The organism is Shewanella sp. 10N.286.45.A1 (assembly GCF_041470405.1).
GTDB lineage: Bacteria > Pseudomonadota > Gammaproteobacteria > Enterobacterales > Shewanellaceae > Shewanella.
Window position 1 is genome coordinate 1 of record NZ_JBFRMK010000113.1, and the last position, 18,431, is coordinate 18,431.

Sequence of the window (18,431 nt, forward strand, 5' to 3'; positions counted from 1 at the left end):
TTAGGAGGTAGAGCGAAGTCAGATGCCAAAATCGAGAATAGCGGTTAGTTCAAAATTTGCTGCTTGCCTACAGCGTCTTGAATTTATGGCTCATATTCAGCCTTTTACTGACTAAAATAACTCTATCTTGCAAGCATGTTTTGCACACATTAGCTCAATACTAACAGCAATATTGGGATTGTTTTTATTGGGAACTCTTAAAGTCACCAGAGAGCTAATTGATGGAGGGGTTTAGATTATTTGTGTACAGTTTTATGTTTGGAACCGCGAACCTTTGATGTGTAATGACACTCAAATGCCACTATTGAGATCAATTTTTTTAAATTTCTGATTAATAACTGATTGAGATAACTTTCATTGGAATGAGAATGGTATAAAAATTGAGGGCTACTTTGGTTTTTGGCGGATAATTCGGCGATAGCTTTATAGGGTTTAAGTAAATCAAACAATATAATTGTGATTGTTGCGAAATTGTTGCGAAATTATTGCGTTTGTTTTTGTGGGTTTGATGTTGTGAGTGTAGATGCTGTGTTTCAACTTATATCTATTATTTACAAATGCTTATGCTTAATAAGTGCGAATAGCTTAACTTGTTGTCTGAATTTCTTTAAGAACATTATTCTCAAAACACCTCGTTTGTTTGTTTTACGCACTGTAAGCCCGCTTTTCAACAGTTTTAGCTGATTCCAAATGTTGACACAGGTCAACATTTTGTGAAATGATGCCAGCGGGTCTACACCCTCGAAGGTGTAGAAAAGGGAAGATAATAATTAACAATCACAATAGAAAGACGAGCTTAGGCACTGGGAACTAAAGCAAAATAAGCCTACGCACCCTGTTGTCGATAAGTTAAAGCTTTTTTAATCACTTCAAATTGGTTGGGAACTATGTCCAAGGTAAGCAATAAAACAAAAATCGCTACAGCGCTAATAGGCGCACTAGCCTTAGCAGGCAGTAACTTAGTGATTGCCGATCCTCTTTCTGATGTTCAGAAAGCAGACAGTAAAATTCACGCTGAAGCGGCAACGTCTCAGAAGAAAGTTGATAAGTATTTTGACCAAGCTCAGGACATGTTGTTCGAGTACGGTTCAGTTGCTGACGAGCGTGAGTCACTAAAATCTTATAACGATTACGTAGCAGGCTTGGTTGCAGACCAAGAAGCTACCATGAAATCTATTCAAGATGACATCAACGGTGTTGATGCATTACGTCAAGGCGTTGTGCCATTGATGTTTAAGATGGTTGATGCCTTAGAGCAGTTTGTCGCTCTTGATCTACCATTTAACACTGAAACACGTGTAGAGCGTGTTCAAAACCTTAAGAACCTTCTTAATAGCGCTGAAGTTACACTTGCTGAAAAGTATCGTCTTATTCTAGATGCATACTCAATTGAGCGTGAGTACGGTAGTTTCGTAGCAGTTAAAACGGGTCAGCTAGAGCTTGATGGTAAAGAAGTGCTTGTTGACTTCTTCAACCTAGGCCGTGTCGCTCTATATGCACAAAGCTTAGACGGTAAGTCAGCTTGGATGTATAACGATGAAACAAAAGGTTGGGACGCATTAGATGATAGCTATCTGCGTGAACTGACTAAAGGTATCCGAATTGCACGTAAACAGGGTGCTCCGGATCTATTCTCGTTACCAATTCCTGCTGCGGAGGCTGCACAATAATGAAGAAGTTAATTACTACAGCAATCGTTGCTGCGAGCCTGACATTAACTGCAGGGTTTGCTAGCGCTGCTGATGCACCAAAAACAATCGATCAACTACTTAATCAAGTTAAAGTTGACCGTGCGAATGCATCTAAGACTAACGCAAAGCGTGAGCAAGAGTTCAAAAATGAGCGTGGTGATAAAGCTGCACTGTTAAAGCGTGAAAAAAATGCTTTAGCTGCAGAGCGTCAACGCGGTAAAGACTTAAACCAAGCTTTCTTGGACAATGAACGTAAAATTGGCCAGTTAGAGGAAGACTTGAAAACAGCTCAAGGTGACTTGGGTGAAATGTTCGGTGTTGTTAAAGGTGACGCCGGTGACTTCGCTGGTAAACTAGCGGGTTCAAACATTTCTGCACAGTACCCTGGTCGTGACGTATTTATTGCTGACCTTGGTGCTCGTAAGCAACTACCTAAAATAGACGAACTAGAGCGTTTCTGGGAAGAGCAGCTGTTTGAAATGGCTGAATCTGGAAAAGTTGTTAAGTTTGATGGTTCTGTAACGGGCATCGACGGTAGTGTGACTAACACAACAATTACTCGTGTTGGTCCTTTCAACCTACTTGCTGATGGTAAGTACGTTGTTTACAACGCTGACCTAGGCCTAGTTCAGCAGCTATCACAGCAACCAGACGGTTACCAAGTAAGCCCTGTCGCTAAGTTTGAAGCAACAACTTCAGGCACTGCTAAGCTTTACATTGACCCAGTAAAAGGTGTTCTACTGAATATCTTTACCCAGAAAGCAACAATTGAAGAGCGTATCGAAGCAGGTGGACCAATTGGTTACATCATTATCGGTCTACTTATTCTTGGTGCTCTAATCTCTATCGAGCGTCTAATCACTCTTGGATTGACTGGTGCTAAGGTTAAAGCTCAACGTAAGAATCTAGATAATCCAGGTAAGAACCCACTAGGGCGCGTACTACAAGCTTATCAAGACAACAAAGACGTTGATGTTGAGACGCTAGAGCTGAAACTTGACGAAGCAATTCTAAAAGAAACGCCAGCGCTTGAAACTCGTATCTCTATCATTAAGGTACTTGCGGCTATCGCTCCTATGATGGGTCTACTAGGTACTGTAACCGGTATGATTGCAACCTTCCAAAGCATTCAGTTGTTCGGTACAGGTGATCCTAAGCTAATGGCTGGTGGTATCTCTATGGCACTTATGACAACTGTACAAGGTCTAGTTGCTGCTCTACCACTTATGCTTATGCATGCAGTAGTTATCGCACGTAGCAAGTCAATCGTACAAGTTCTAGAAGAGCAAAGTGCGGGCATTGTTGCTACTCACGCTGAGAAGAGGAAAGCCTAATGTTATTCCTGATGGATATCTGGGATTCCGTCAGGGGCTTCATGGCCTCCGGGGGCGACGTCCTCTGGCTGGTTGCGGCTGTATTGTTTGTCATGTGGGTATTGATGCTTGAACGCTACTGGTATCTAAATTGGGTATCACCAAAAGAGCACAAAGCAATCATTAGCGCATGGGAAGCACGAGAGGATTCAACCTCTTGGTATGCTCACCGCATCCGTGAAGCTTGGGTATCCCAAGCGAAGCAAGATTTAACCGCACGTATGCTGTTAATCAAAACGCTAGTAGCAATCTGTCCTATGATAGGTCTACTTGGTACCGTAACCGGTATGATTTCAGTATTCGATGTGATGGCAGTTCATGGGACGAGTAATGCTCGTATGATGGCAGCTGGTATTTCAATGGCAACCATGCCGACAATGGCGGGAATGGTTGCAGCATTATCGGGAGTATTCTTTAGTACTCGCCTTGATGCAAAAATGAAAATCAGTTTAGCAAAGCTAAAAGACAGCATGCCTCACCACTAGAGAGAGATTGAACATGGCACGTAGAAAGCATTCAAGCGTAGACGAAGAAGCTGAGATTGATATGACACCGATGCTCGACATCGTGTTTATCATGCTGATCTTCTTTATTGTAACAACCTCGTTTGTAAAGCCATCAGGCCTTGACTATAACAAGCCTGAAGCATCACAAGCGACTAAGAAGCCTTCAGCTAACATCTTTATTGGTGTGAGCAAGACTGGTGTCATCATGATGGAAAACCGTCAAGTTGATATCGAGCGTGTAACTGCAAACGTAGAACGTATGCTTGCAGAAGCACCTGAGGCTGCAGTATTAATTCAAGCAGACCAAGAAGCTAAACATGGTTTAGTGGTTAAGGTTCTGGATAACGTTAAAGCTGCGGGTATCGATAAGATATCTGTATCGGCGGGGAACGAATAATATGCTGAGAGGAATAGTATCATTCATTGTTGGTGGTGCTGTGACTTTTGCTTTGTTTGTCTTCATGGCATTTTTGGTAGGTGGCGGTCCAACCCGCCACGATTCCTCGACAGAAACACCTGTCATTGAAATCACCATGAACAAAGATGATGCATCAGCGCAGAAAAAGCCAAGGGTTAAGCCTAAACCGCCTACGCCCCCAGAGCAGCCGCCAAAGCCGGATACTACGCCACCAGATAGTTCATCTGACATAGATACAAATATGTCATTTAACATGGGTGGAGTGGACGCCGGTGGAGCTAACACTGGATTTAAACTGGGTAATATGATGACACGAGATGGCGATGCTACGCCTATCGTACGAATCGAACCTCAGTATCCAATAGCAGCAGCACGTGATGGTAAAGAAGGCTGGGTACAGCTAAGCTTTACTATTAACGAACTTGGTGGTGTTGAAGACGTAAAAGTCATTAAAGCTCAACCTAAGCGCCTCTTTGATAAAGAAGCTCGTAGAGCACTGAAAAAGTGGAAATACAAGCCTAGAATTATTGATGGTAAAGCGCAAAAGGTACCAGGTCAGACTGTTCAACTTGATTTCACTTTAGATAAAGGAGGAAGATAGTTATGCGTAAAGTAAATACTATCGCAGCCGCCTTATTGCTTAGCTTAGGCGGAAGCCTTGCTATCGTGCCTGCTGTATCAGCAGCAGAGAAATGCCCGATAGAAAAGCGTAAATCTAAAGCTGTAGGTCAAAGTGTAGCTAAAAAAGTTCAAAAGTCTTTTGATGCTTATACAGAAGGTAATCTTGATGAAGCACTTGCTATTCTGCTAGAAGCAAACGCTAAAAATGATTTTGATAAAGCCTATGTAGCAAGAATGCTTGGTAACTTTTACGCTGAAAAAGGTCAGATGAAAACCGCTGTTAAGTATCTAAAAACAGCTGTTGATGCCGATATTTTAGGTGGTGTTGACCATGCAGGAACTCTGAGGCTTTATGCTGATCTCTTGATTCAAGAGAAGAAGTTTAAAGAATCTATTCCAGCTTATTACAGCTGGATGGAGTTTACTTGTAAGGAAGACGCACAAGTCTATCGTCGTATCGGTATTGCATATTCTGAGCAAAAGCAGTGGGATGACGTTCTGAAAGTTGCAGATAAAGGTATAGCTATTTCTGAAAAACCTGATAAAGGTTTATACCAGATGAAGTTGACTGCTTATTTCAACAAAAAGGACTATAAAGCAGCGGTTAACGTGCTTGAAATAATGGTGCCATTGTTCCAAGACGATAAGCGCCTTTGGGTTCAGCTTGCTCAGTTCTATCTGATGACCGAAGATTTTACTAAGTCGTTAGCGACTTATGACTTAGCTTACAAGAATGGATTTTTGGAAACTGCGGGTAACATTCAACGTTTAACCCAGTTGTTAGCACAGAATGGTTCGCCATACCGTGCTTCTCAAATCTACGCTAAGCATATGAAGTCAGGTTTAGTTAAAGAAGATGAGAAAACGCTCACCATCTTGGCTGGTTTTTACCATAACGCGAAGGAGCTGAAAGAAGCTGCTGCTGCTTATGGTAAAGCTGCTGCGATAGATAATGATGGTAAGCTTTACCTTCGCCAAGGACGCATTTTGTCTCTGGACGGTAAAAGCAAACCTGCAATTACAGCACTTAAGAAAGCACTTGATGCTGGCGTTAAGAGCCCAGGTGAAGTTCAGTTTGAACTCGCACTTGCTTACCTTAACTTGAAGCAGTATAAGAGCGCATACAAGTATGCCAAGCTTGCGGCAAACGACAAGAAAACAGGTCGTGCAGCTAAAAGTTATATCTCTTACATTAAAGAAAAAGCACGTGTTCATAACGTAACGCTTTAACTTTAACGAGTGAAAAAAAGCCTCTTTATAGAGGCTTTTTTTATACCTGCAAAAATGAAAATTGGTGAATATTTCGCTTAAACGTACTTTTTGAGCCCGAGTATAGAGCTCACAGTTTAATGATTTGACAAGATCTAGATTGATTATCACGCATGCTAAGATTTTGCTGTTCGACTGTTTCAAAGAGCGTTTCTGGGTATTTATTGGCTGAAGGCAGACAGATGCAACCATTTAGCTCATAGGATATTTCGGTGTGTGCTTGGTCCTGATAGCACTTATTGAAATCTGCTATTTTGTGCTCAACTCGTTCGATAACAACCTTGGCCCCATGAATATCTGTTTCAAAAATACCTAGTGCAAATGATTGGTTATTTATCCTAGCGAGTAGATCTGTGGTACGCATTAACGCTTGCTGAACCTGCTTCATAAATAATTCTAACAATTGAGGTTGGGAAATAGTTTCATGAATGTGCGGGCATAGATACAATAAGGCCAGACTTTGGTGATCGCGTATATGGCGATGCCATTCACGATTGAATACTTCCATGAAATAGGTTTGGTTATACACGCCAGTTTCAGGATCTCTAAAACCAGAATTACTAAAAGAGTAAATCATGAGTCACTCCTATACGACTGATGGTTAAGTATAGAAAAGATCGCTCACTTACATTGAATAAAAGGAAGATTTGGAATGAAAAAGGCGATAGTCGCATTGTCCATAAGCATGGCACTTGCTATGACAGGTTGTGGTGATAAATCAAACAGCCAATTAAATGAAGTAGATACAGGTAAAACTCCTGTCGTTAGCCAAGAACGTACAGTTGAACAGGCATATCTATTATTAGTCGATAAATTTTTCAAAGAACAGCTAGAACTTGAACCAATCTATGCAACTTTTGTTGGCGTTAATGATTTCAATGACCAGTTCGGTGATGGTTTGTCAGATGCATACCTCACTAAGCGTCATAATCTAAATAAACGCTACTTGGCAGAAGTAAAAAAGCTAGATCGCAGTCAATTATCTGCAGATCTTAGGTTAAGCTATGACATGTTTAGTTATAACCGAAATGTCGCTCTAACAGATGAGACATTCCCGAATCACTTTATGCCGATGAACCAGTTTTACAGCACTGTGATCAGTATGGTTCAGTTGGGGAGCGGCGAAAGCGCGCAACCATTTAAAACGGTAGAAGACTATCGGAATTGGGAAAAGCGTCTGCTTGGTTTTATCGAGTGGATGAAGCAAGCACAAGTACGTATGAATGAAGGGATTGAGAGCAAAGTTGTGTTACCGCGAGTGCTAGTTGATCGCATTATCCCGCAGCTGACTGCTCAGTTAGTTTCTAAACCAGAAGATAGTTTGTTTTATACACCTATCAACATGATGCCAAACTCCTTTTCTGCTGAAGATAAAGCAGCGCTAACGGCCGAATATACAGCGCTTGTTGCTGACAAGCTGATCCCAGAAATGACGGCATTGAGAGATTATTTTCAGAATACGTATCTCAAATCTGCACGCGCAAGTGATGGATGGTGGGGCTTACCAAATGGTAAAGTTTGGTATCAACATTTAGCGAATACTCATACTACAACCACAATGCCTGTTGATGAGATCCATAAAATAGGCCTTGAAGAGGTAGCAAGAATACTATCTGAGATGGATAAAGTTCGTCAGCAGGTTGGTTTTAAAGGCGATTTGACCGCTTTCTTCGCATCCCTTTCTTCTGAGCCACAGTATTTCTTTGACGATCGTCAGGGGCTTATAGATGGCTATATGGCGTTAAAAGATAAGATCAATGTTGAGTTACCTAAATACTTTAACGTCATGCCAAAGGCCGATTATGTAGTCAAACCTGTAGAAAGTTTCAGAGAGAAATCAGCTGCTGGGGCATCTTATGAATCACCAGCTGTTGATGGGTCGCGTCCTGGTGTTTTCTATATCAATACCTATAACCTAAAAGCGCAACCAAAGTGGGGTATGACAACTCTGTCATTACACGAAGCCGCGCCAGGACATCATTTCCAGATAGCAATTAAGCAAGAGCTAACTGGCGTACCTGAGTTTCAGCGTTTTGGTGGTTATACCGCTTTTGAAGAGGGTTGGGCACTCTACGCTGAGTATCTTGGTATTGAAATGGGCCTTTTTGAAGACCCATATCAGTACTTTGGTAAGTTATCAGATGAGATGCTCCGTGCGATGCGACTCGTTGTTGATACTGGTTTACATGCTAAGGGCTGGACGCGTGAGCAAGCGATTCAGTATATGATGGATAACTCACCTATGGCTGAGTCTGACATTGTTGCCGAAGTAGAACGTTACATGGCCATTCCCGGTCAAGCGTTATCTTATAAGGTTGGTCAGCTTAAGATCCTCTCTCTTCGAGCACAGGCAGAAGAAGCCTTAGGTGATAAGTTTGATCTGAAGGCATTTCATGACCAAATACTGACTTCAGGTTCATTGCCGATGGAAGTGATGGAACTGAAAGTGAATGAATGGATTGCATCGCAAAAGTAGTTAATTTATGCAGCTTGAGCTGCAGGTAATATAAATACTTTTTAAACCCAGCTTTTATCAATATACTAGCTGGGTTTTTATTTTCTAATAATCGTCAAATATACATAAGTATAGCCCGACAGATTTAACAAACATTTGGAGTTTACCCATGGTACAAGCAACTGCAAGACACTTACTCGTTGAAACAGAAGAAAAATGTGAAGAGCTAAAGCAACAGATTATTGCTGGCGCCGATTTTGGCGATGTAGCGAAAGCTAACTCATCTTGCCCGTCTTCAGCTCAGGGCGGCGATCTAGGCTCATTTGGCCCAGGCATGATGGTTAAAGAGTTTGACGAAGTTGTGTTTAGCGCGCCTCTGAACGAAGTTCAAGGCCCTGTTAAGACTCAGTTTGGTTACCATTTGTTAGAAGTAACAAGCAGAGGCTAATAAGCATTTGTTTGTGGTTAAGTAGGACAATATATGCTCGAACTGTACACCGATAGACTTAGATTAAGGAGTGTTGTCAGCAGTGATTGGGATAACTTTCTCTATACTCATTCAAGTGAAGAGTTGAATAAGTATGTGCGTAAACCTCAATCAGAGCCGGTAATACGACAAAAGTTCGAGCGTATTATTACACCAAATAATTTGGAAGAAGACGACACGTTATTATTGCTGATTGAAGATGTTCATCAACATTTATTTGTGGGCTTTATTAGCTTGCATAATGTCAGCGAGGCTTTAGGGCAGCTAGAGGTCGGTTATATGTTGCATACTGAGGCCCATGGTCAAGGTTATGCTAGTGAAGCGCTCAACGCATTGGTTGATTGGGTATGCCTAGCGCATAAGCCGCATAAATTGATTGCTCATTGTGCAAAGCATAATATAGCGTCCACAAAGGTACTTGATAAGTGTGGTTTTATTCAGGAAGGCTTACTGAGACAAAACTGGAAAGTCGGTGATACATGGCTAGATGAACGCTTATATGGGTTGCTGGTCGCAGAAAGAGTATCATCTCAATAAAAGCTTTCAGGTTGGATGCCAATAGAGTGTTATAATACCGTCAGTTTAGTTATTTAAAGGCGAATTACAGTGAGTTCAGATACTCCAACGCTGACATTAAAGTCAGGCGAAGAATACATTGAGTTATACAAAGTACTTAAAGTACAAGGAATGATAGGCGGTGGCGGAGAAGCCAAGCATGTTATTTCTGAAGGTATGGTGACTGTTAACGGTGAAGTTGAAACCCGAAAACGTAAAAAAGTGATTGCTGGTGAAGTGGTTAGCTTTAACGGTGAATCTGTGCAGATTATTGCCGAAGCTTAACAATCAAACGAGGTTTATATGCAGTTTCCAGATGATGACAACGGCAAAATGCTTGCAGCGATGGCCGATGCAGGTATCGACCTATCGGTTGCACTTGATGTTGATTTTTTCTTGGTATTTGAAGACCAACGCGATGCAGAGTCTGCGATTGAAGAGTTAGGTAAATCAGACTTAGAAGGCGAGATCGAGCTTCTATTGAATGATGACTCTGGTAAGTGGGAATTGATTGTATGTCTGAATATGATCCCTGAGTACGATACAATAGTAGAGCAAGAGCTTAGCCTGCATGAGTTTGCACAAGAGTTTGGTGGTGTCACTGATGGCTGGGGCGTTATGCAGGATCAAGAGGGCGACGATGAGTTCGCTGAAGATGACCACGAATGCAGCGATGACTGCAAACACTAAATTGCGCATAAATTAAGCGCAAGATGTTAGTTTTAAAAAAGGCCACTTAAATAAGTGGCTTTTTTGTGTCCAGACGTTGAGAATGTTGAAGATAATATAATTGCCACTGAAGGAGATAAGAATGGCAAGAATGATTAGTTTTGGAACTCCGGTTAATGATGCCGAACGTTGGGCATTCTCCCTGTTGGCTGATGAGCTCCCTGAAGACTACATTTTATTGACCAATGTTGAGATCCCGACTAAATCGGGTCAAGCAATGGAAGTCGATGCACTCGTTATTGGTGAATGGGGCGTATATGTCGTCGATGTTAAAGGTTACATAGGCCGATTAGATGCAGGATTACATGCATGGTCTCTTGATGGACGAGAAGTCGATAATAGCTTAGCGAAAGCCAACTATGTCGCGCGCGTTTTAGCGGGTAACGTCAAGCATAAAATCCCTGTCGGTGTTTATGCGCCTTGGTGCCAAGGTATGGTATTTATTACTGGTCGAAAGGGCGAAGAGATTGAACTTGAGAAGCATCAAGGCTCATTAAGTATCTACACGCCAAAGCAGATAGTTGCAGCGCTCACTAAAGAGTGGGGGCTGACTGCACCGAGAAAACACCAAGTTACCGATACGCAAAAAGAGTTGGTACTTGAAACTATCGGCCAAGTGGCAATTGTTGAGCAGCGAAATAACAAAATTCAAGATTTTACCAAACTAAAATGTCTGTTTATTCAAAGTGGTCTAGAAGTTTGGCAAGCCGAATATAACCCGGGTGAATGGACTGCGCCTTGGTTGTTGAAAGTATTGATCCCGACTCAGTTTGCAGAACGCAGCCAGTCTGAAACCCATGAGGCTCAGTTAAGAAGCGAATTCCAACGTTTACAAGCATTATCAGGCTGCAGTGGTGTGCCGTATTGTGCGCCATTAATACAAGATGGTGAGCAATTAGTGCTGCCTATTCGTATGCCTCGTGGTGTACCGCTCAACGTACTTGAGTCTGAGCAGATGACCACTTATCAACTACTGGAGATCTTGCGCCGAAGTGTGTCTGGATTACAACAGATCCATCGCCGCGGTTTCACGGTTAGCGGCTGGACAAGTAACTGTGTATTTGTGACTGACATGGGTGATGTTGAGTTTATCGACATTAAGGACACATTGAGTGTTAGTAGCGATATTAAAGCTTACGCGCAAGGGTTCCTAGCGCTGGCGGAGCAAACAAAGCAGCCTCGAGTTTACCAGTGGTACAGAGCGGCTGTAGCGGGAGAAACAACTGATTTAGATGCGTTGCGGTGTGATCTGTCAGCGCTGATTGATCAAGGAGTTTGTGACACGGTTCCAGAAAAGATTGATGTTACCAAAGGGGCAATCATTGATCACCATTTTGAGCTACAACAGTTTATCGCAGCCACCAACACCAGTCAGTTTTGGCGCGCAAAACACCTGCAAGGCCAATATCAGTGTGGTGTGTCAATATACAGCAGTGTAGAAGCGACTTGGCCTATGTTGAGTAACATCTACCGAAGCTTAGCAAAAGTGTATCACCCTCATATAGAGAAAGTGCTTAGTTTTGGACAGTTGCCGCAAAGTGAAGAGTTGTTCATTGCCAGAGCTTGGGAATATGGGGTCTCTATCGATGAGCTAACCGATATTGAGCTGGGTCAACCAATAATGTGGTTTACCCAGTTAATTACTGGCTTGCAGTATATGCACCAAATGGATATCTACCACGGTGCCATCTGTCCTAAAAATATTATCTGTAATCCAAATAAAGCAATATTGGTCAATTTTGGAATCGGTTTAGATATCGCCGCAAGTCATTACGCAAGTCAATATGCCGATCCAACACTTTGGGATGTTGAGGGACCGGCAGAGAAAGATCTTTATGGTCTGGTGGCGAGCTTTATCGATGCATTAACTCCAGGCAATCTAAAGGGCGATCTAGGGCAAGCAGGGATCATACAAGCACTTGATGCATTTGACCGAGAATGGTTCGGAGAGGCGCTCTATGATGTGTGCCAAAAGGTGTTGCGATTTGAAATAAGTGTTCAACCTGGAATGAACTATTTAGAGTTGTTCGATTTAGTTGTAGAGGAGTTTTAGAGCTATAGAGTGTCCTCATACTACTTCAGTGATTATGCTGAAGTAGGTCGGGGGTAACTGTCCCTAATTAAAGCCCGCTTTATCAATTACGATAAGGTTGAAATATTTCCAGTAACCAATCAATAAATGATTGTACCTTTAATGATAGGTTGCTCGATTTTGGCGTCAATAAGTAATAACTGTATGGGCTGGTAAATTTAGCGTCAAACGGGATGACTAGTTTGCCACTGGCGAGTTCATGTTCAATAAAGAAACGCGGAATGAGCGCCACTCCCATACCACTGGCTGCAGCTTGGCTCAGCATATAGAAGTGCTCTACACCAAACTTGTTCTCAGTGGTGAGTTTTATGCCAACATCTTCAGCCCAGACATGCCAAAGATCGGGCCGAGTCGTGTGTTTGAGCAGTGTCATTTGGTTGATAGCTTCCAAAGAGGTTAGTTGCAGACTCATTTCTGGAGAACAAACAAGACATAGATCTTCATCCATTAACTTCATTACATTGGCACCTTTCGGTGTACTTGTCGCGCTGCGTACCGCAATGTCATACTTCGCACTGGCGAAATCAACCTCAAAATCACCAATCGACAGATCAACATAAAGGTGTGGAAAGCGTGATTTAAACTGCTCCATTCTAGGAATAAGCCAGCTTATGGTTAAACTTGGCAACACATTAATCGCCAGTGTTTGTGCCTGTAATGGCTGAATCATCAAATCAGCGCTAGCGCTATTTATTGTTTGCAGCGCTGATTGAACGCTGACGAAGTACATTTCCCCTTCATCAGTAAGTCTTAGGCTGCGGTGTTGCCGTATAAAAAGCGGCATGCCTACATACTCTTCTAATATTTTTACTTGTTTGCTAATAGCACCATGGGTAACAAATAGTTCCTTGCTAGCAAGCGTAAAACTCATGAGCCTCGCAGCAGATTCGAATGCTCTTAGTGAGTTAAGTGGCGGAAGATGTGCGTACATTCGTCATACCTTATTAATGCTTGTGTGAGTTTTGCTCACGCTAAATATACGATAACTCCTTTGTGTTTCTACTGCAAACCTCGTTTAATAGCTGCACTTAATGACTTGAGCTGTAATCTGCATGACAATCGAACTTACTCTAGAGTTAATTGCTCTACTATTTTTTGTGGCAATATTAGCCGGTTTTATCGACGCGATTGCTGGAGGCGGTGGCTTGCTGACTATTCCAGCTCTTATGTGGGCGGGATTACCGCCAACAGCAGCTCTAGCCACCAATAAGTTACAAGCCTGCGGTGGAAGTTTTTTTGCCAGTATGTATTTCGTTCGTAAAGGCCTTGTTAGCCTAGCGGATATGAGGCTCAGCATCGCTTGCGCGTTTGTTGGTGCAGCTCTTGGCACTATTGCTGTGCAGATGATAGATACAGCGTTTCTTGAGGTGATGTTGCCGTTTCTTATTCTAGGGATAGGTGCTTACTTTCTATTCTCAAAGAAAATAAGTGAAGAGGACAAGCATCAAGTACTTACGCCTGCAGTTTTTGCCTTTACAGCGGCGTTAGGCGTTGGTTTTTATGACGGTTTTTTTGGCCCCGGCACTGGTAGTTTTTTTGCTTTAGCATTTGTGTCACTTGCTGGTTTTGGTTTAGCAAAAGCGACGGCCCACGCCAAGGTACTTAACTTTTCCACTAATATTGCATCACTCACTTTCTTTGCCATTGGCGGTAAAGTTTTCTGGATGCTTGGCGCAGTCATGCTTGTTGGTCAAGCAATAGGAGCAACATTAGGGTCACGTTTAGTGGTCACTAAAGGGACCAAAATAATCAAGCCATTAGTGGTTATTATGTCTATTGCCATGAGTGTAAAGCTACTGCTTGCGCAATACGGATAGCTTTGAGAAGAGGTTCGATCTAGCTTAACGCTTTTTAGATAAAATTAGCTCAATCGGTAATCAAGTACGTGCTACGTCCGTAAGTCAAAAGTATGAAATTTAATTTTAACTCTGTTAATGGAAGTCACGCCTAAAATAAAGCAGTGTTTAGAGTGTTGATATAGGTGAAGTAAAAATTATTCCAACTATATTAATGCTTTAACCTATTTATTTCCGCCTTTTCACATATCTGCTTAGCGTTTTTATTTAAGTCTATGTATTAAGCAATGTTATGTTAATTTCATCACGACCCAACGTTTTAGCCATCCGCTATGCTTATGTTTGCACAAGCCTTCGTATCAAAATCTGCTGCTTATTGGAAAGGGAACAGAGGTTACCTATTGAATATAAATTGTCTTAAAAAAAATTTATTTTAACTATTAATCAATGGTTTGGGGTTTTCAGAGGGGGGGCTGTCTCTTCTGTATTTGCATCAGTTCGCCTTATAAAATTAGATATAAGTCTTTGTTCTAGTCATTTTTAACACTTCATTTTTGTTAATTAGGAGCCATTTTGGCAAATAGAAAGTACTGACTATAGAAATTAATCCTATATGGCATTTAAGCTCATTGTATGTCTCTTCTTATTGTGTATATTGTATCCTCGATGTTGCGTAAATGTAAAAAGCCAGCTTTTAAGCTGTGCAAATAATTAGTCTATTTAAATAGATAAGATAGATAAGACACATTTAGGGAGATTTATGATATATAAGAATAACTTACTTGCCAATTCGGTACGTCTAGCGTTAGTCAGTGGCGCTTTGACTGCAGCATTCACAGCACCAGCTGTATTTGCTGCTGAAGAGGATAGCGTTGAGCGTATAGAAGTTACAGGTTCAAGAATTAAAAGAACTGATATTGAGGGGGCTAACCCTGTCACCAGTATTGATGCTGCATCAATTGAAAAGATGAGCGTTAACAATGTGGGTGACTTACTGCAAAATTTGACTTCATCTGCAGGTGCTGCAACCAATACCCAAACAAATAATGGTGGAGATTCAAGCACACGATTCTCTTTACGGGGCATCGGCTCTGAACGCACGTTGGTATTGATAAACGGCCGTCGAGTCGTTGCTGGTGGTAGTGGTGCTAACTCCTCCGTTGACTTGAATACTATCCCTACTGCAATTGTGAAGCGCGTTGAAATTTTGAAAGATGGTGCTTCAGCCACTTATGGCTCTGATGCAATAGCTGGTGTAGTAAATATCATTACTAAGAATGACTTTGAAGGTTTCGACCTTAAGTTAAATTATAGTAGTAGTGATAAAGGGGATGCTGCAACAAAAGGAGTTGATGTGACTTTTGGTGCGGCAAGCGACCGCGGTAATGTTGTATTTGCACTTGGATATAGTGACCAAGGCGAAGCATTTCAAGGTGACCGTTCATTTTCCGAGTATGAGCTTCGCGCTTATGAAGATGGTACAACACAAGAAGGTGGCTCTTCAGCGCCGCCTTGGGTTAACGCGAACACTGCAGATGGTCGTGTAACTCGGGGTCCAGAGTATGGCGACTGGAGAACATATGATAGTGGCATCGATTCTTATAATTACAACCCGGTAAACTATCTGCAAACCCCGAGTAAACGTCGCTACGCATCGGTATTTGCTAATTATACACTGGGAGAGTTTGGCTTCTTAGGTGAAGTTAACTCGTTCGGAGAGGCTAGTTATGTTCAGACTACAGGTAATAGGCTCTTGGCTCCAGAACCTCTCGCTCCATTGATTTTCTCAGGGCTGCCTGCACCTTATTCAGCAAGTAATTATTATAATCAGAAAATGGGTCCTAAAGATTCCAATGGTAACGCTTACGTTATTGATGACTGGCGTCGACGTATGCTTGAGACTGGTGGAAGAGTAAACGAACGAGACTATAAGACATTTCGAACCGCAGTTGGTTTTAACGGTATATTGGAAAACGGTTGGGATTGGGAAGTTTCTTATGTATGGGGACAGAGTGACTCCGTGGAGAAAGGAGCTGGTTACTTTAACATTGATAGGGTCGCAGAGGCTGTTGGGCCAACAGGATGGTTAGATACCAATGGTAATTTAATTGTAGACAATAATGGTGATGCAATTGTTGATACAAATGGATCTCAGCTAGTTTGTTTGAATGAAGAGGCTGCCGTCATTGACGGATGTGTTCCGTTAAACATATTTGGAACACCGGGTTCTGAAAACCAAGTTTCACCAGAGATGTTGCAGTACATTTCTGGAGATTACAACACCACTGAAACTGGCCAAAACAAACAAGAGGTACTGTCAGCTGTTATTTCTGGAGACTTGTTTGATGTTCCTGCTGGTACTGTTGGTTTTGCTGCTGGTTGGGAGAAGAGAACGGAGTCAGGTTCTTATACGCCTGATTCTCTTATTCTTCAAGGAATCACGACTGCAGGTACTGCCGCTGCGACAAAAGGTGGTTATGATGTTCAAGAGTTCTTCGGTGAATTGATTGTGCCTATTCTTGCAGAAGCGCCATTCGCTCACATGCTTGATTTTGAAGCCGCTCTACGTTATTCGGATTATAGTACATTTGGTACTAATACAAGTGGGAAACTTGGTATTAAGTGGATGCCAGTTGAGTCATTAATGGTACGTGCGACGTTGTCTGAAGCGTTCCGAGCACCAACTACATCAGATCTTTATGGTGGTTCAGAGCGAGGCTACCCTGAAGCAACTGACAGTTGCGATCGTGATACATATGGGCCAACAACGGGTAAAACAGCTGAAGAACTAGCGGCTGTTGCTGCGGCGGATGCCCGATATTTAGCAGCAAGAGGAACTCCTAACTGGGCTAACTGTGTGGCAACAGGAGTACCTAACGGAGGTTTTAACTCTGGTAATGTTGAGCAAATCCCAACGAATGGAGGTGGCTCAGACAATTGGTCTAACCCTGTGAATTTGTCGCCAGAAACTGCAAATACTCTTACTGTTGGTTTCGTGTTTAACCCAGAGTCAATTGAAAACTTATCAATGAGTGTAGACTACTGGAAGATAGAATTAGAGAATGCTATTTCTACTATTAGCACCAATACACGTTTAGAAGATTGTTATAATTCTGGTCTATATTGTGATTCGATTAATCGTTTCGGTGCAGGAACTGCTGCTCCAGGAGGAATAATATCTGTCGATGACTTTACAGTGAATGTTGGTGGTATTAATACGGCTGGTATCGACTATGACTTTCGTTATACGTTTGAAACTGATTTCGGTGATTGGAAGTTTGGGTTAGACGGAACGTATTTATTGGAGTATGACAAGATACTCGCCGGTAATAGGGTAGTAGATCACGTTGGGCGTTTTGAAGCTAATCATGACGGCATGTTTGCAGAACTAAAGACCAACTTTACTATTAATTGGTCGATTTCTGATTTTGACTCATCTTTGATAACACGTTATATCAGCGGTGTGACTGAAACTGAGGCTGGTTGGTGGACTGAACCGTTTGAGCGTGATGTTGATGCGAATATTGTTGTAGACTTTCAAACAAACTACATAGTGTCGGATCACTTAGTGCTAACCGCAGGTGTTGATAATTTGTTTGATGAACAACCACCATTCGTTTATTCCGCTTTTGGTGCTAATACTGACGTTTCAACTTACGATGTTATTGGTCGTTCAATTTATTTACGTGCTGGAATTCGATTCTAAAATGATAAAAGGGCGCATGCGCGCCCTTTTCTTTTATCAAGGAACTCATTATGAGATACGTTGTAGTCCTGTTGTCAATCTTACTTTTAGCGTGTGAATCTTCGCAAGATATGTTCAAAACACAGGATGAAGAGGGGCAGCTTGTTGATTCAGGAATTCGTTGCGAAATGCTTGCTAGAACAGGATCAAATCGGAAAACGAAAGTATGTAGAACGACTGAGCAAATTAGGAAAGATGAAAAAGAGGCATACTCTTCACTCAATCGAAAGCAGCGGACAGGGTATACGGTCCCCAAAGAAAACGGTATATAGTAAAACCTAAGGAGGAATGTAGAGAGAGCATTGAGTATATAATGACAGGTGAAAGTTTAACTAAAGTGAAGTGTCTAGTCTTAAAATAGGGAGGGCGTTCAATATTCTGTGTCAGGCTAATTTTTAAATGTCTAGGACGCTGTCTAAGCGCCCTTCAAAATAAATGGCTAACTGAGATAAACAAAGGCTCCAATTATGAATTGGCATTGTCCATTTTTCTGAGGCATTCAATATGCCAGCATATAGTAGCTTCAATAAGCTATTTTCGTTAGGGAACGCTCCCTTCGTTTTAGTCAGTTTTCTAAATTGACGGTGGACAGCCTCAACCGCATTGGTCGTGTAAATCACCTTCCGTATATGCTCTGGATATTTAAAGTAATGTGATAGGTTGTGCCACTTCCTGCGCCAGGAATTGATAACCA

General features: G+C 42.0%; 17 protein-coding genes. 14 read left to right on the plus strand and 3 right to left on the minus strand.

Translation table 11 applies throughout. The features are described from left to right. Positions 1 to 887 precede the first annotated feature (887 nt). The 6 genes from AB4238_RS09530 to AB4238_RS09555 are packed head-to-tail and all read left to right on the plus strand — an operon-like array spanning position 888 to position 5,839. Entirely contained in the window at positions 888 to 1,670 is a 783-nt protein-coding gene (locus AB4238_RS09530) for a DUF3450 domain-containing protein (RefSeq protein WP_372033193.1), read from the plus strand. Next, a complete protein-coding gene (locus AB4238_RS09535; protein ID WP_372033195.1) occupies positions 1,670 to 3,025 on the plus strand; it encodes a MotA/TolQ/ExbB proton channel family protein in 1,356 nt (451 codons plus the stop codon). The genes AB4238_RS09530 and AB4238_RS09535 overlap by 1 nt, the downstream gene beginning before the upstream one ends. After that, positions 3,025 to 3,549: a MotA/TolQ/ExbB proton channel family protein gene (locus AB4238_RS09540; protein WP_371990654.1), complete on the plus strand. Its 525-nt coding sequence runs from the start codon at positions 3,025 to 3,027 to the stop codon at positions 3,547 to 3,549. The genes AB4238_RS09535 and AB4238_RS09540 overlap by 1 nt, the downstream gene beginning before the upstream one ends. A gap of 13 nt (positions 3,550 to 3,562) precedes the next feature. Then, a complete protein-coding gene (locus tag AB4238_RS09545; RefSeq protein ID WP_020913264.1) occupies positions 3,563 to 3,967 on the plus strand; it encodes a biopolymer transporter ExbD in 405 nt (134 codons plus the stop codon). 1 nt (position 3,968) lies between these two features. After that, entirely contained in the window at positions 3,969 to 4,589 is a 621-nt protein-coding gene (locus AB4238_RS09550; RefSeq protein ID WP_372033197.1) for an energy transducer TonB, read from the plus strand. A gap of 2 nt (positions 4,590 to 4,591) precedes the next feature. Further along, complete coding sequence (locus AB4238_RS09555) at positions 4,592 to 5,839, plus strand: tetratricopeptide repeat protein (RefSeq protein ID WP_372033199.1); 1,248 nt, start codon at positions 4,592 to 4,594, stop codon at positions 5,837 to 5,839. 109 nt (positions 5,840 to 5,948) lie between these two features. On the opposite strand, the gene AB4238_RS09560 is transcribed toward AB4238_RS09555, so the two are convergent. Next, complete coding sequence (locus tag AB4238_RS09560) at positions 5,949 to 6,455, minus strand: GGDEF domain-containing protein (protein WP_372033201.1); 507 nt, start codon at positions 6,453 to 6,455, stop codon at positions 5,949 to 5,951. A 75-nt stretch (positions 6,456 to 6,530) separates the two neighbouring features. Here AB4238_RS09560 and AB4238_RS09565 point away from each other — a divergent pair, with 75 nt between their 5' ends. The 6 genes from AB4238_RS09565 (at position 6,531) to AB4238_RS09590 (ending at position 12,157) form a co-directional block, all read left to right on the plus strand. Continuing rightward, on the plus strand, positions 6,531 to 8,354 hold the full coding sequence (locus AB4238_RS09565) for a DUF885 family protein (RefSeq protein ID WP_372033203.1): 1,824 nt from the start codon (positions 6,531 to 6,533) through the stop codon (positions 8,352 to 8,354). A 148-nt stretch (positions 8,355 to 8,502) separates the two neighbouring features. Beyond that, positions 8,503 to 8,781, plus strand: a complete 279-nt coding sequence (locus AB4238_RS09570; RefSeq protein ID WP_220736770.1) for a peptidylprolyl isomerase — start codon at positions 8,503 to 8,505, stop codon at positions 8,779 to 8,781. A gap of 33 nt (positions 8,782 to 8,814) precedes the next feature. Next, positions 8,815 to 9,357, plus strand: coding sequence for a GNAT family N-acetyltransferase (locus AB4238_RS09575; protein WP_372033205.1), 543 nt, complete (start codon positions 8,815 to 8,817; stop codon positions 9,355 to 9,357). Positions 9,358 to 9,426: 69 nt separating this feature from the next. Beyond that, positions 9,427 to 9,660: an RNA-binding S4 domain-containing protein gene (locus AB4238_RS09580; RefSeq protein ID WP_248973659.1), complete on the plus strand. Its 234-nt coding sequence runs from the start codon at positions 9,427 to 9,429 to the stop codon at positions 9,658 to 9,660. 18 nt (positions 9,661 to 9,678) lie between these two features. Continuing rightward, complete coding sequence (locus AB4238_RS09585; protein ID WP_372033207.1) at positions 9,679 to 10,065, plus strand: ribonuclease E inhibitor RraB; 387 nt, start codon at positions 9,679 to 9,681, stop codon at positions 10,063 to 10,065. Positions 10,066 to 10,186: 121 nt separating this feature from the next. Beyond that, positions 10,187 to 12,157 carry an NERD domain-containing protein kinase family protein gene (locus AB4238_RS09590; protein ID WP_372033209.1) on the plus strand — a complete coding sequence of 657 codons (1,971 nt, stop codon included), beginning with the start codon at positions 10,187 to 10,189 and terminating at the stop codon, positions 12,155 to 12,157. A gap of 82 nt (positions 12,158 to 12,239) precedes the next feature. Here the strand turns inward: AB4238_RS09590 and AB4238_RS09595 are convergent, their stop codons facing one another. Next, the gene (locus tag AB4238_RS09595) at positions 12,240 to 13,127 is read right to left on the minus strand and encodes a LysR substrate-binding domain-containing protein (protein ID WP_372033211.1); all 888 of its coding nucleotides are present in this window, start codon (positions 13,125 to 13,127) and stop codon (positions 12,240 to 12,242) included. Between the two features lie 121 nt (positions 13,128 to 13,248). Here AB4238_RS09595 and AB4238_RS09600 point away from each other — a divergent pair, with 121 nt between their 5' ends. Then, complete coding sequence (locus AB4238_RS09600) at positions 13,249 to 14,013, plus strand: TSUP family transporter (RefSeq protein ID WP_372033213.1); 765 nt, start codon at positions 13,249 to 13,251, stop codon at positions 14,011 to 14,013. Positions 14,014 to 14,752: 739 nt separating this feature from the next. Then, positions 14,753 to 17,698, plus strand: a complete 2,946-nt coding sequence (locus AB4238_RS09605) for a TonB-dependent receptor domain-containing protein (RefSeq protein ID WP_372033215.1) — start codon at positions 14,753 to 14,755, stop codon at positions 17,696 to 17,698. Positions 17,699 to 18,132: 434 nt separating this feature from the next. Here AB4238_RS09605 and AB4238_RS09610 read toward each other — a convergent pair. Continuing rightward, positions 18,133 to 18,431 (minus strand): transposase (locus tag AB4238_RS09610; protein WP_372033217.1); only part of this gene is annotated, 299 nt, incomplete at its 5' end.

Excerpts from the sequence above, each read along its gene's own strand:
- AB4238_RS09570 (WP_220736770.1), top strand. The coding sequence starts at position 8,503 with ATGGTACAAGCAACTGCAAGACACTTACTCGTTGAAACAGAAGAAAAA.
- AB4238_RS09545 (WP_020913264.1), top strand. The coding sequence starts at position 3,563 with ATGGCACGTAGAAAGCATTCAAGCGTAGACGAAGAAGCTGAGATTGAT.
- AB4238_RS09575 (WP_372033205.1), top strand. The coding sequence starts at position 8,815 with ATGCTCGAACTGTACACCGATAGACTTAGATTAAGGAGTGTTGTCAGC.
- AB4238_RS09535 (WP_372033195.1), top strand. The coding sequence starts at position 1,670 with ATGAAGAAGTTAATTACTACAGCAATCGTTGCTGCGAGCCTGACATTA.
- AB4238_RS09595 (WP_372033211.1), bottom strand. The coding sequence starts at position 13,127 with ATGTACGCACATCTTCCGCCACTTAACTCACTAAGAGCATTCGAATCT.
- AB4238_RS09600 (WP_372033213.1), top strand. The coding sequence starts at position 13,249 with ATGACAATCGAACTTACTCTAGAGTTAATTGCTCTACTATTTTTTGTG.
- AB4238_RS09560 (WP_372033201.1), bottom strand. The coding sequence starts at position 6,455 with ATGATTTACTCTTTTAGTAATTCTGGTTTTAGAGATCCTGAAACTGGC.
- AB4238_RS09590 (WP_372033209.1), top strand. The coding sequence starts at position 10,187 with ATGGCAAGAATGATTAGTTTTGGAACTCCGGTTAATGATGCCGAACGT.
- AB4238_RS09540 (WP_371990654.1), top strand. The coding sequence starts at position 3,025 with ATGTTATTCCTGATGGATATCTGGGATTCCGTCAGGGGCTTCATGGCC.
- AB4238_RS09565 (WP_372033203.1), top strand. The coding sequence starts at position 6,531 with ATGAAAAAGGCGATAGTCGCATTGTCCATAAGCATGGCACTTGCTATG.
- AB4238_RS09585 (WP_372033207.1), top strand. The coding sequence starts at position 9,679 with ATGCAGTTTCCAGATGATGACAACGGCAAAATGCTTGCAGCGATGGCC.
- AB4238_RS09550 (WP_372033197.1), top strand. The coding sequence starts at position 3,969 with ATGCTGAGAGGAATAGTATCATTCATTGTTGGTGGTGCTGTGACTTTT.
- AB4238_RS09530 (WP_372033193.1), top strand. The coding sequence starts at position 888 with ATGTCCAAGGTAAGCAATAAAACAAAAATCGCTACAGCGCTAATAGGC.
- AB4238_RS09555 (WP_372033199.1), top strand. The coding sequence starts at position 4,592 with ATGCGTAAAGTAAATACTATCGCAGCCGCCTTATTGCTTAGCTTAGGC.
- AB4238_RS09605 (WP_372033215.1), top strand. The coding sequence starts at position 14,753 with ATGATATATAAGAATAACTTACTTGCCAATTCGGTACGTCTAGCGTTA.